The 12598-nt window shown below is 66.9% G+C and carries 13 protein-coding genes; 10 read left to right on the top strand and 3 right to left on the bottom strand.

The genetic code is table 11. The features are described 5' to 3' along the window. Nucleotides 1–15 precede the first annotated feature (15 nt). Together KUD94_RS08135 and KUD94_RS08130 are read left to right on the top strand one after the other, a co-directional pair. A complete protein-coding gene (locus KUD94_RS08135) occupies nt 16–1296 on the top strand; it encodes a TIGR03862 family flavoprotein (protein ID WP_218236509.1) in 1281 nt (426 codons plus the stop codon). A 91-nt stretch (nt 1297–1387) separates the two neighbouring features. Beyond that, nucleotides 1388–2374, top strand: a complete 987-nt coding sequence (locus tag KUD94_RS08130; RefSeq protein ID WP_218236507.1) for a chemotaxis protein — start codon at nt 1388–1390, stop codon at nt 2372–2374. 22 nt (nt 2375–2396) lie between these two features. Here the strand turns inward: KUD94_RS08130 and fabI are convergent, their stop codons facing one another. Then, a complete protein-coding gene (gene fabI, locus KUD94_RS08125; protein WP_218236505.1) occupies nt 2397–3197 on the bottom strand; it encodes an enoyl-ACP reductase FabI in 801 nt (266 codons plus the stop codon). Nucleotides 3198–3241: 44 nt separating this feature from the next. On the opposite strand from fabI, the gene KUD94_RS08120 reads away from it, so the two are divergent. Beyond that, the gene (locus KUD94_RS08120) at nt 3242–5041 is read left to right on the top strand and encodes an extracellular solute-binding protein (protein ID WP_255568664.1); all 1800 of its coding nucleotides are present in this window, start codon (nt 3242–3244) and stop codon (nt 5039–5041) included. A gap of 84 nt (nt 5042–5125) precedes the next feature. On the opposite strand, the gene KUD94_RS08115 is transcribed toward KUD94_RS08120, so the two are convergent. Beyond that, nucleotides 5126–6298, bottom strand: coding sequence for a GGDEF domain-containing protein (locus KUD94_RS08115; RefSeq protein ID WP_218236502.1), 1173 nt, complete (start codon nt 6296–6298; stop codon nt 5126–5128). Next, a complete protein-coding gene (locus tag KUD94_RS08110) occupies nt 6295–7191 on the bottom strand; it encodes an amino acid ABC transporter substrate-binding protein (RefSeq protein ID WP_218236500.1) in 897 nt (298 codons plus the stop codon). Before KUD94_RS08110 ends, KUD94_RS08115 begins: the two co-directional genes overlap by 4 nt. Nucleotides 7192–7313: 122 nt before the next feature. On the opposite strand from KUD94_RS08110, the gene KUD94_RS08105 reads away from it, so the two are divergent. The 7 genes from KUD94_RS08105 to KUD94_RS08075 all read left to right on the top strand — a co-directional run bounded on the left by KUD94_RS08105 (nt 7314) and on the right by KUD94_RS08075 (nt 12597). Next, entirely contained in the window at nt 7314–8351 is a 1038-nt protein-coding gene (locus KUD94_RS08105; protein ID WP_218236498.1) for a microcin C ABC transporter permease YejB, read from the top strand. A gap of 57 nt (nt 8352–8408) precedes the next feature. Beyond that, entirely contained in the window at nt 8409–8714 is a 306-nt protein-coding gene (locus tag KUD94_RS08100) for a type II toxin-antitoxin system prevent-host-death family antitoxin (RefSeq protein ID WP_218236496.1), read from the top strand. 6 nt (nt 8715–8720) lie between these two features. Then, the gene (locus KUD94_RS08095; protein WP_218236494.1) at nt 8721–9116 is read left to right on the top strand and encodes a type II toxin-antitoxin system VapC family toxin; all 396 of its coding nucleotides are present in this window, start codon (nt 8721–8723) and stop codon (nt 9114–9116) included. Between the two features lie 89 nt (nt 9117–9205). Beyond that, a complete protein-coding gene (locus tag KUD94_RS08090) occupies nt 9206–9526 on the top strand; it encodes a hypothetical protein (RefSeq protein ID WP_218236492.1) in 321 nt (106 codons plus the stop codon). Continuing rightward, nucleotides 9523–9951 carry a type II toxin-antitoxin system VapC family toxin gene (locus tag KUD94_RS08085; RefSeq protein WP_218236490.1) on the top strand — a complete coding sequence of 143 codons (429 nt, stop codon included), beginning with the start codon at nt 9523–9525 and terminating at the stop codon, nt 9949–9951. The genes KUD94_RS08090 and KUD94_RS08085 overlap by 4 nt, the downstream gene beginning before the upstream one ends. Further along, nucleotides 9944–10984, top strand: a complete 1041-nt coding sequence (locus KUD94_RS08080) for an ABC transporter permease (RefSeq protein WP_218236488.1) — start codon at nt 9944–9946, stop codon at nt 10982–10984. Before KUD94_RS08085 ends, KUD94_RS08080 begins: the two co-directional genes overlap by 8 nt. After that, nucleotides 10981–12597: an ABC transporter ATP-binding protein gene (locus KUD94_RS08075; RefSeq protein ID WP_218236486.1), complete on the top strand. Its 1617-nt coding sequence runs from the start codon at nt 10981–10983 to the stop codon at nt 12595–12597. Before KUD94_RS08080 ends, KUD94_RS08075 begins: the two co-directional genes overlap by 4 nt. Nucleotide 12598: the final 1 nt, after the last annotated feature.

Raw genomic sequence — 12598 nt, 5'->3', positions numbered from 1 at the left:
CAGGGTGAGGACGCGATGGCGGACGACGCGCGCGCAGGCCGCTTTACTGACCCGGATCTGGTTTGTGATCTGGCAGTGGTGGGCGGCGGCCCGGCAGGCCTGATGGCCGCCGAGGTGGCGAGCGCGTCGGGCCTCACCGTGCATGTGTTCGACGCCATGCCCTCGGTCGGTCGCAAATTCCTGCTCGCAGGCCGAGGCGGCTTGAACCTCACGCATTCCGAGGCCGATGCGCCCTTCCTCGCGCGCTTTGGCGCTCGCGCGCAGGCGCTGGCGCCGCACTTGGCGGCCTTTGGCGCGCGCGAGCTACGCGCCTGGGCCGACGGGCTGGGCGCGCAGACCTTCGTCGGCAGCTCGGGGCGGGTGTTTCCCCGGGACATGAAGGCGGCGCCCCTGCTGCGCGCCTGGCTGCGGCGCCTGAACGGGCAGGGCGTGCAATGGCATTTGCGCCAGCGCTGGCTGGGCTGGGCAGCGGATGGGGCGCTGCGCTTTGCCACGGCGCAGGGCGAGGCGCGGGTGGCCGCAGCCGCCGTGGTGCTGGCGCTGGGCGGCGGCAGCTGGCCGCGCATGGGCTCGGACGCGGCCTGGGTGGCGCTGCTGGCCGAGCGTGGCGTGCCGCTGGCGCCGCTGCTCAGTGCCAACTGCGGCTTCGACGTGCGCGCCAGTGCGGGGCAGACCGGCTGGTCGAGCTACTTTGCCGAGCGCTTTGCCGGCCAGCCGCTCAAGAACGTGTCGCTGCGGTTTGCCGACTTCGAGCGCCGCGGGGAATTCGTCGTCACCGCAACCGGCGTGGAAGGCAGCCTGATTTACGCCGCGTCCTCGCTGCTGCGCGATGCGATTGCTGCCCAGGGCAGCGCCCGATTTTTTCTCGACCTCCTGCCCGACCGCACGGCCGCCCAGGTGCTGGCCGCCGTGCAGCATCCGCGGGGCGCGCGCAGCCTGGCGAGCCATTTGCACGGGCGGCTGGGCTTGCAGGGCGTGAAGCTGGCGTTGCTGCACGAGCAACTGGGCCGCGACGGCATGCACGACGCGCCGCGCCTGGCCGCGGCGATCAAGCAGCTGCCGATCGATCTGGCCGCGCCGCGGCCGCTGGCCGAGGCCATCAGCAGCGCGGGCGGCGTGCGCTTTGAGGCCCTGGACGAGCGGCTGATGCTGCAGAGCCTGCCCGGCGTGTTCTGCGCGGGCGAGATGCTGGACTGGGAGGCGCCCACGGGCGGCTACCTGCTGACCGCCTGCCTGGCGACGGGGCGTGCGGCCGGCCTGGGCGCGGCGCGCTGGCTGAACGCCGCCCGAGCTTGAGGCGGGTGCGGCGCCACTTGTATCAAAATAAAGGGCTGAACCAATAGAATGACCGCATCGCGTGCCACTGCCTGGCACCACAGGAGTCACCATGGCAAAGTCCCAGTCCGAGGTGGATGAGCGCACCAACCTCGCCGGTTCGAACAAGTTCGAGATGCTGATGTTTCGCCTGGGCAAGGACAAGGCCCTTGGCCAGTCCGAACTGTTCGGCATCAACGTCTTCAAGATCCGCGAGATCATGGCCATGCCCGCGATCACGCCGGTGGTGGGGGCGGACAAATGCTCGCTCGGAGTGGTCAATCTGCGCGGCCAGGTGATCCCGGTGTTCGACCTGCCGCACATCGTCGGCTGCACGCCCGAGACCGGGCTGAACATCCTGCTGGTGACGGAGTACGGGCGCACCACGCAGGCTTTCGCGGTCGAGTCGGTGGAAGACATCGCGCGCCTGGACTGGAAGCAGGTGATCCCCGCCGAGGCCAGCGGCAACGTCAAGTCGCTGGTGACGAGTTTTGCCCGGCTGGACGACGATGGCAGCGGCCAGCAGCGCCTGGCCCAAGTGCTGGACGTGGAGGCCATCGTGCAAATGGTCACGCCCGAAGCCGAGCGCCACACCGTGGAAGGCAAGCAACTGGGGGCCAAGCTGCGCATGCAGGGCGAGGCCATCGTTCTGGCGGCCGACGATTCCTTCGTCGCCCGCGCGCTGCTGGAGCAGGAGCTCAAGGCCCTGGGCGCGACCTACGAGCTGGTCAAGTCCGGGCGCGAAGCCTGGGAGCGGCTCAACGCCCTGGCCGAAGTGGCCGAGGCCGAGAACAAGTCCATCCACGACAAGGTCGGCCTGGTGCTGACCGATCTGGAAATGCCCGAGATGGATGGCTTCACGCTCACGCGCAACATCAAGCTCGACGCCCGCTTTGCGGGGCTGCCGGTGCTGATCCACTCCTCGCTCTCGGGCACGACCAACGAAGAACTGGTGCGCAAGGTGGGCGCCAATGGCTACGTGGCCAAGTTCGAGGCGACCGAGCTGGCCAACGCCATCCGCAGCGCGCTGGGCAGCAGCCCGGGCGCGGCCGGCGCCTGAGCGGCGCGCCGCGTGCGGGGCGTCAGACCTGGTCGGCCGACAGACCCGCCGTCTGGCTGAAACCCGCGTCCACGTAAGTGATCTCGGCGGTCATGCCGCCTGCCAGGTTGCTCAGCAGGAAGGCGGCGACATTGCCCACGTCCTCGATGGTCACGTTGCGCCGCAGCGGCGCGGCGTCGGCCACGCGCGAGAGCAGCTTGCCAAAGTCCTTGATGCCGCTGGCCGCCAGCGTCTTGATGGGCCCGGCGGAAATGCCGTTGACGCGAATGCTGCGGCCATCGGGCGTGCGGCCCATGGCCTCTGCCAGATAGCGCACGCTGGCTTCCAGGCTCGCCTTGGCCAAGCCCATGGTGTTGTAGTTGGGAATGCTGCGCAGCGCGCCCAGGTAGGTCAGCGTGAGCAGCGCCGACTGGTCGTTCAGATGCGGCAGCGCCGCCTTGGCCATCGCGGCAAAGCTGTAGGCGCTGATGTCGTGCGCGATGCGGTAGTTCTCGCGCGTCAGGCCGTCGAAGAAATTGCCGGCAATGGCCTCGCGCGGGGCAAAGCCGATGGAGTGCACGAAGCCGTCAAAGCGCCCCCAGGCGGCGTGCAGGTCGGCGAACAGTTTTTCGATCTGCGCGTCGTCGCCCACGTCGCAGTCGAACACGAGTTTGGAATCGAAATCGGCCGCAAACTCGGTGATGCGCTCCTTGAAACGCTCGCCCACGTAGCTGAAGGCGAGCTCCGCGCCTTGGCTGTGGCAGGCGCGCGCGATGCCGTAGGCGATGGAGCGGTTGGACAGCACGCCGGTGATCAGCAGCTTCTTGCCAGCGAGGAAACCCATTGTTCTTCTCCTGTGTGCGGTGCGGGGTAATGCAGAATTGTCGCATGCGTGTTTTGCCCGCCGCTCTGTCCCTGGCGCTGTGCCTGCTGGCGCTGCCCGCGCGCGCCGACTACGCCTACGCGATGTGGGGCGATGTGAAAGAGCCGGCCGATTTCACCCACTTTCCCTACGTCAACCCCGACGCGCCCAAGGGCGGGCTGCTGCGCCTGGTGAGCAATTCGCGCGCCTCCACCTTCGACAAGTACAACCCCTTCACCATCCGCGGCAGCGCGCCGGCCTATCTCTCGGCGCTGATGTTCGACACGCTGCTGACCGGCTCGCTCGACGAGACCGCGACTGGCTACGGCCTGCTGGCCGAAGACGTGAGCGTGGCGCCGGACGGGCTCTCGGCCACCTTCCGCCTGCGGCCCGAGGCGCGTTTTCACGACGGCAAGCCGGTCACCGCCGAGGACGTGAAGCACAGCTACGACACGCTGATCGGCCCCTACGTCTCGCCGGGCTACAAGACCATGCTGTTCGAGGTGGCCGGCTGCGACGTGATCGACGCGCGCACCGTGCGCTTTCGCTTCAAGGCGCCCAACCGCGAGCTGCCGCTGACCGTCGGCGGCCTGCCCGTTTTCAGCCGCGACTGGGGCGCGGGCAAACCGTTTGACCAGGTGGTGATGGACACGCCGATCGGCAGCGGCCCCTACAAGATCGGCCCGGTGAACTTCGGCAAGGACATCACCTACGTGCTCGACCCCGACTATTGGGCGCGCGACCTGCCGGTGAGAAAGGGCACAGCCAATTTCGGGCGTATCGAGGTCAAGATCTACAAGGACAACACCGCGCGCCTGGAGGCGCTCAAGGCGGGCGAGTTCGACCTGATGCGCTTTTTCAGCGCCGGCGACTGGGCGCGGCGCGTGAACGGCAAGCGCTTTGATACCGGCGAGCTGGTGAAGGCCGAGTTTGCCAACAAGCTGCCCGCAGGCTTTCAGAGTTATGTGCTCAACACCCGCCGCCCGCTGCTGGCAGACCGGCGCGTGCGTGAGGCGCTCGGCCTGGCCTTCGACTACGAATGGATGAACCGCCACCTGTTCTACGGCGCCTACCAGCGCGTGCAGGGCTTGTTCGGCAACACGCGCTGCGAGACGCATGGCGCGCCGACGGCCGCCGAGCTCAAGCTGCTGGCGCCCTGGCGCGACCAGTTGCCTGCGGCCGCCTTCGGCCCCATGGTGGAGCCGCCCGCCACGCCCGACGCGATGGCGCTGCGCGAGCATCTGCGCCAGGCGCAAGAGCTGTTGAGCGAGGCGGGCTGGGAGGTGAAGGACGGCGTGCTGCAAAACGCCCAGGGCCAGCCCTTCGTGCTGGAATACATGGACAGCAGTGAAGGCGGCATGCGCACCATGTTTTCCTGGCAGCGCAACCTGGCCAAGCTGGGCATCACGTTGAACTACCGCTCGGTGGACTTTGCGCTGTACCAGCAGCGCCTGCAGAAGTTCGACTTCGACATCACCACCATCGCCTTTCAGGGCACGAACAACCCGGGGCAGGAGTTTGCCGATCTCTTTGGCAGCGCGGCGGCCGATCAGGAGGATTCGGGCAACTTCGCCGGCGTGAAGAACCCGGCGGTGGACGCGATGATCCAGGCCATGGTCTCGGCCAAAAGCCTGGAGCAGATGCTGCCCGCGTGCCACGCGCTGGACCGCATCATTGCCGCCGAGCACTATCTGATTCCCCAGTGGTTCGCCGGCTCGCACCGCATGGTCTACGATGCCTGGCGTCTGGCCAAGCCCGAGGTGGCGCCGCCGTATTCGCCCGGGGAGATGTGGGTGGTGGACACCTGGTGGTATAAAAAACCATAGCTGCTCGCGCGCACCACACAAGGGCTGGAGCCGTTTTTCATTCAAATCTGCACCGGTGCGACCGGTCCGCGCCGCAGCCGGGCATCAAGCCGAGCCTTGCCCCGATGGGGTGTCGGCTTGCTTGGCCGCATACATCGCCGCGTCGGCGTGCGCCAGCAGCGCGGCGGCCGTGTCCCCATCGCGCGGAAACTGCGCCGTGCCCATGCTCGCGTGTACGCGCAGCACGTGCTCGTCGCACACCAGCGGGGCACGCACTGCCTCATTCACCTTGTCCAGCAGACGCTGCAGTGCGTCGGGCGCGCCCCGGTCGGGCGCGACGATGACGAACTCGTCGCCGCCGAGCCGCGCCACCAGGTCAGACTGGCGCAGCGCCGCGCGCAGGCGCTGCGCCACGCCCTGCAGCACCGCGTCGCCGACGGCGTGGCCGTAGCGGTCGTTGACGGGCTTGAACCCGTCGAGGTCCAGCAGCAGCACGTGCAGGCCCGGCGCGCCCTGGTGCAGCGCGTGCTCCAGGTGTTCCTCCAGCGCCCGGCGGTTGGCCAGCCCGGTGAGCGGGTCGTGGCGCGCCAAGAGCTTGAGCTCGTGCACCAGCTTGTCGTAGGCCTGCGTCACGTCGCCAAGTTCATCGTGCCAGCGCGGGGTGGGTGTGTGCGGCGTGTGCACCGGCCGCGACGCCAGGATGGCGGCGCGAAAACGCGCGAGCGGCTGGCCGACGGCATGCTCGAACACCCGGGCGGCGCCCACCAGCACCACGGCCAGCATGGTCAAAAAGATCCCGAGCTGCGGCACCAGGCTCTGCATGACGGCATCGAGCGCAGACAAGGGGTGGTAGCTGATCTGCAACTGCCCCACGGTGTAGTCGCGCCCTTGCGGGTCGTGATAGATCACGGGGCTTTCCAGGTGGTCAGGCCCCGCGGGCGGCGGGCCCGCCATGGCTTGGCCGGCGTGCAGCATGGTGTCGCTGCAGGCGTCGTACAGGCGCACGCCATCGACTTGCGGCATGCGCGCGAGCGTGTCGATGATGCCTTGCGCCGTGGTCTTGTCGCAGTCCCATTGGGGCTGGGTCAGGGAGTGGCTGAAGGCTTGCAGGGTGAGAATCCGCTGCTCTGCCGCCTGCGCCGTGCTGCTGCGGTAGCTCAGCCACAGGCTGGTGCCGGCCGCCAGCGCAAAAGCCAGCACCAGCGGCCACAGCAGGCTGCGCACGAACTGGGCATGCAGGCTGCGGCGGCGCGGCTGCCTGGGCGCGCTGGGCGTCATGAGCGGGTGGGCTGGGCCAGCAAGTGGCGGTAGCGCGCCGGCACCAGCGTGTTGTCGTAGAAGGGGTTGGGAATGTCGATCAGGGCGCGTCCGCGCAGCACCGATGGCGGGGGGATCTTGCGGTGTTTCTCCCAGACGCGCACGAAGCTGCCGTTGGCGACGATGCGGTCAAACCCTTGTTGCAGGGCGTCGTGCAGCGCGGCCGTGGATGCCCCCGGGGCCAGCCAGACAAAGCGAAACCAGGGGTAGCGCACGAGGATGTGCGGATCGGTCGTGAGCTGGGGGTAATGCCGCCGGAAATGCGCCAGGAAGTAGCTCAGCGTTTCTTCCAGCCCGAGCGGGAACAGGTCGAGGAAGCCCGCCTCCATCTGCTCGGCGAATTCACCGTTGCTCCAGCTCTTGATCTCCTTGACCGGAATGCCGGCGGCGCGGTAGATCGCCGTATCCATCCAGCCGACGTTCTGGCCGATGGTGAACTGCGCCAGATCGCCTGCGGCGCGCACCTGGGCGAGCATGTCGCGGCGCGACTGCAGCAGCAGGTTAATGCGCCAGCCCAGCAGGCCGCGATCCAGCGGTATGGGGATCATGCGCAGCTTGCCCTCGCGCACCAGCTCCAGCCTTTTGGGGGTGGCGGGCATCATGTCCAGATGCGTGAGGCCGCTGCTGATCTGGTGCACGTTGCGCTGTTCGTTGCCCAGCGGGGCGTCGCTGAACTTGGCCTGCAGCCCGGCCGCGGCCAGGGCGGCGAACACCAGCGCCCGCGCGTGGCGCAGGTGGGGCTCGTTTTGCATCACGAATACGGGGGTGCTGGCGTGAGCGAGGGGCAGGATGCAGGCGCCGCCCAGGGCCAGCATGGCGCGCCGCCGCGTCGCGCAGGGGGCGGGGTCGAACATGGCGGCCAGCATCCTAGCGCCGTGCGCGGCGTTTTGCTGCCCGTGAATTGTCAAGGATGGTCATTGCGGCGCCTGCCGCAAGCGCCGCGCGCCGGGGTGGGCGGGCGACATAATTGCCTGCCATGACCGCCTACGTCCTCAAGCGCATCCTCTTGATGCTGCCCACGCTGCTCGGGGTGCTGCTGCTCACCTTCGTGGTGATCCAGTTCGTGCCCGGCGGGCCGGTGGAGCAGTACCTGGCCGAGGCCAAGGCGGGCATGGCCGGGCATGGCGGCGCGGGCGAGGGCGCGGGCATGGCGTATCGCGGCGCGCAGGGAGTGGATGCGCAGCGCCTGGCGCAGATCAAGAAGCTCTACGGCTTTGACGAACCGGCGCATGTGCGCTTTTTCAAGATGCTGGGCCAGTTTGCGCGCTTTGACCTGGGGCGCAGCTTTTTCCAGAACAAGGACGTGTGGCAGCTCATCAAGGAGAAGATGCCGGTCTCGATCAGCCTGGGGCTGTGGACGTTTTTCATCAGCTACCTCGTCGCCGTGCCGCTGGGCGTGGCCAAGGCAGTGCGCGCGGGATCGCGCTTTGACCTGGCGACGACCATCCTGATCCTCATCGGCTACGCGATTCCGGGCTTCGTGCTGGGGCTGGCGCTGCTCGTCGTCTTTGGCGGGCAGTTGCAGTGGTTTCCGCTGCGCGGGCTCACCTCGAGCAACTGGCAAGAGCTGGGCTGGGGCGCGCGCATCGTCGACTACCTCTGGCACATCACGCTGCCGGTGATCGCGATGGTGGCGGGCAGCTTTGCGGTCACAGCGATGCTGACCAAGAACGCCTTCCTGGAAGAAATCCGCAAGCAGTACGTGCTGACGGCGCGCGCCAAGGGCCTCTCCGAGCGCCAGGTGCTCTACAAACACGTGTTTCGCAATGCGCTCATTCCCATCGTCACCGGCTTTCCCTCGGCCTTCATTGGAGCGTTCTTCACCGGCTCTCTATTGATCGAGACGCTGTTCTCGCTCGACGGTCTGGGCCTGCTCAGTTACGAGAGCGTGATCCGGCGCGATTACCCCGTGGTGCTGGGCACGCTGTACCTGTTCACGCTGATCGGGCTGTTCACCAAGCTGATTTCCGACCTGTGCTATGTCTGGGTCGATCCGCGGGTGAAGTTTGATTGACGCCGTTTTGGAAGATGGACACAATTGAAGTCCAACTTGTCCATGATGGAGAAAATCATGACCTGGACCATCGCCAACGCCAAACAGCAGTTCTCCGAAGTCGTGCGCCTGACGGCCGAGGAGCCGCAGGCCATCTACAACCGCAACAAACCCGTGGCGGTGATGATTTCAGCCGCTGAATACGAGGAGTTCAAGCGCTGGCAGCAGGAAAAGAAGCAGCCGACACTGGTGGAATTGTTTGATGAAATTCGTGCCGCCTTGATCGCCGACGGGTTCGAGAATGGTCTGGAGTTGCCGCCGCGAACCACGCGACCCAATCCCATGGTGGACGATCCGCACTATTGGGATGATGAAATCGCGTGACGCACCATGTTTCTGGCCGATACCAACATTCTCAGTGAACTGATGCGACCCCGGCCGAACGCGGGAGTGCGGCAGTGGCTGACGCAGTCCGGTGTGCGGCTGGCGATCAGCGTGGTGACGATCGATGAAATCCTTTTCGGCATGCGTCGCAGGCCCGCTGCGGCATCGCTGGCGTTGTTCGATGCCTTGGTGGCCAACAACCTGGTGCTCGATGTCACCGAAACCATCGCACGGCGGGCGGGAGAAATGCGTGCTGACCTGAGCTTGCGTGGCCAGGTGCGCAGCCAGGCCGACATGCTGATCGCCGCCACTGCCCAGGTGCATGCGCTCACCCTCGTCACGCGCAATGTGCGTGATTTCGACGGCTGCGGCATTGCGCTGCTCAATCCGTTTTCGGCATGAAGGCCATTTCCGATGAGCGCTGCGACATGTCGCCATCTTCCAACGGGGTTGTCATACAATGCATGACAAACACATGAAGGAGTCCCATCATGCGCGTCAACGCACGTTTTGACGGCGACGCCGAACAGCAGCTCAACTACCTGGCCGAGGCCACAGGCCTGGGGGTGAGCGAGGTGCTGCGCACCAGCGTGCAGCACTACTACGAGCAGTTGCGCGCGCAGCGTGGCGGGCTCACGCATTTCGCGGCCTTCATCGGCAAAGGCCGCAGCGGCCGCAGCGACGTGGCGGGCAGCTACAAGGCGCGTCTGGCAGAAGGCTGGAGCGCCAAACACCAGGGCCGCGCGCCGGCGGTGCATGAGTCTGCGCCGCCCTACGCCGCCGATGCTGAATCGAACAAGGGCGGCGCGTGATCCTTGCCGACGCCGGTTTTTTCTACGCCCTGGCGGACGCCGATGACGCCTGGCACGCGCGCGCCGTGCAAGGTCTGGCGACGCAGCAAGAGGGCTGGATCACCACCTGGCCGGTGTTGACCGAGGCCACGCATTTGATCCAGCGCTGGATAGGCGTGGATGCTGCGCACGCGCTGCTGCGCGATGTGGCCGCAGGCGGCATTGCCGTCTGGCAGTGGGACGCAGCGCAAACCGAGCGGCTGGCGTACCTGATGCAGCGCTACGCCAGCCTCCCCATGGACCTGGCCGATGGCTCGCTGGTGCTGCTGGCCGAGCATCTTGGGCATGGGCGCATTCTCACGACAGACGAGCGCGACTTCGGCGCCTACCGTTTCAAGAACCACGCACCGTTTCAGAACCTGCTGGCCGAGAACAGCGATGGCTGAAGCTGCCGCCAGCCTCTCCCCCGCCCGCCGCGCCTGGCAACGCTTCAAGCGCAATCGGCTGGGCTACTGGAGCCTGATCCTGTTTTGCGCGCTGACCCTGCTGAGCCTGGGCGCCGAGCTGGTCAGCAACGACCGCCCCCTGCTGGTGCGCTACGACGGGCAGTTCTACCTGCCCATGCTGCACGACTACCCAGAGACCACGTTTGGCGGCGACTTTGCCACGCCCACGGATTACCTGGACCCTTACGTGCGCCAAAAATTGTCGGCCGACGGCAACTGGGCGCTCTACACCCTGAACCCCTACGGCGCGGGCACGCTGAACTATTTTGCCGATGCGCCCTTTCCCTCCGGCCCCTCGCGCCAGAACTGGCTGGGCACGGACGACCGCGGGCGCGACCTGCTGGCGCAGCTCATCTACGGCTTTCGCGTGAGCGTGCTCTTCGGTCTGGCGCTGACGGTGGTCGGCGTGGTGCTGGGCATTCTGGCCGGGGCGATCCAGGGGTTCTTCGGCGGCAAGATTGACCTCACCTTCCAGCGCTTCATCGAAATCTGGGGCTCGATGCCTGAGCTGTATCTGCTGATCATCTTCAGCGCGATTTTTGCGCCCAGCATTGCGCTGCTCTTGATCCTGCTGAGCCTGTTCGGCTGGATGGGCCTTTCGGACTACGTGCGCGCCGAATTCCTGCGCAACCGCCAGCTCGACTACGTGAAGGCGGCGCGCGCGCTGGGCGTGAAAAACGGCCAGATCATGTGGCGCCACATCCTGCCCAATTCCATGGTGCCGGTGGTCACCTTCCTGCCGTTTCGCATGAGCGCGGCGATTCTGGCGTTGACCTCGCTCGATTTCCTCGGTCTGGGCGTGCCCCCGGGAACGCCCAGCCTGGGTGAGCTGCTGAGCCAAGGCAAGAACAACATCGATGCGTGGTGGATTTCCATCTTCACCTTTGCCGTGCTCGTCGTCACGCTCCTGCTGCTCACCTTCATGGGCGATGCGCTGCGCGACGCGCTCGACCCGCGCAAGGCCGACGCATGAATGCCGCAACGCCCCTGCTGAGCGTGCGCGATCTGCGCGTGGCCTTTGCTGCCAAGGAGGTGGTGCATGGCATCGACTTCGACATTCATCCGGGTGAAAAATTTGCGCTGGTAGGCGAATCGGGCTCGGGCAAGACGGTCAGCGCGCTGGCGCTGCTGCGCCTGGCCATGGATGCAAAAATCAGCGGTAAGGCCATGCTGGGCGGGCGCGATCTGCTCCAACTATCAGAGCAAGAACTGCGTGGCGTGCGTGGCAGCGAGGTCGCGATGATCTTCCAGGAGCCGATGACCGCGCTCAACCCCTTGATGCCCGTGGGTGCGCAGGTGGCCGAGGTTTTGATGCTGAAACAGGCGCTAAGTCGCGCCCAGTCTGCGCAAGCAGCTATCGAATTGCTTGCAGCGACCGGCATCCCCGAGCCCGAGCGGCGCGCCGCGAGCTTTCCGCACCAGCTCTCGGGCGGCCAGCGCCAGCGCGCGATGATCGCGATGGCGCTGGCGTCACGGCCCAAGCTCTTGCTGGCCGACGAGCCGACCACGGCGCTGGACGTGACGCTGCGCGGCCAAATCCTCGACCTGCTCGCCGACCTGCAGCGCCAGAGTGGCATGGCAGTGCTGCTCATCACGCACGACCTGCTCATGGTGCGCCGTTTTGCCGACCGCGTCGCGGTGATGGAGCAAGGCCATCTGGTCGAGCAGGGGCCGACCGCGCGGATTTTCGACGCGCCCGAGCACGCCTACACCCGGCGCCTGATCGCCAGCACGCCGCGCCGCGACGTGGTCGAGGGCGATTTTGCTGAAGATGTGCCTCTCGCCGCGCGCGCACGAGGGCTGCGCGTGGGCTACCCGGTGGCGCTGCCCGGCCTGCGCGGCTGGTTTTCCAAGGGCGAGTTCGTCGCGGTCAAGGGGGCGGATTTGCGCATCCCCGCCGGGCGCACGCTGGGTGTGGTGGGCGAATCGGGATCGGGCAAATCGACGCTCGCGCAGGCGCTGCTGGGGCTGCTGCCAAGCACGGGGGAACTGACTCTGGCCGACCAGCATTGGCGCCAGCCTGCGCAACACAACAGCGCGCACAACCAGGCGCTGCGCCAGCGCGTGCAAGTGGTGTTCCAGGACCCGTTTTCTTCGCTCTCGCCGCGCATGACGGTGCTGGAGATCGTCGGCGAAGGGCTGAAAGTGCATGCGCCGCGGCTGCCTGAGGCCGAGCGGCGCGCACGCGTGCTGGCCATGCTGGCCGAGGTCGGTTTGATCGAGGCGCAGTTCCCCGGCCTGCTGGATCGCTACCCGCACGAGTTTTCCGGCGGCCAGCGCCAGCGCCTGGCGGTGGCGCGCGCGCTCATCGTGGGGCCGCAACTGCTGGTGCTCGACGAGCCCACGAGCGCGCTCGACGTGACCATCCAGCAGCAGGTACTGGCGCTGCTGGCGCGCCTGCAAAAGGAAAAAGGCTTGGCCTATCTGCTCATCACCCACGACGTCGCCGTGGTGCGCGCGATGGCGCACGAGGTCATCGTGATGAAAGACGGCGAAGTGGTGGAGTCCGGCCCCTGGGATCAGGTGCTCAAGCACCCGCGCGAACCCTATACCCAGCGGTTGGTTGCCGCCGCCGCGCTGCCCTGAA

The sequence above is a fragment of the Comamonas sp. NLF-1-9 genome (assembly GCF_019195435.1).
In the GTDB taxonomy this organism is placed as follows: domain Bacteria; phylum Pseudomonadota; class Gammaproteobacteria; order Burkholderiales; family Burkholderiaceae_C; genus Comamonas_C.
Note: the sequence above shows the minus strand (reverse complement) of the source record. Positions and strands in the feature narration are given on the sequence as shown.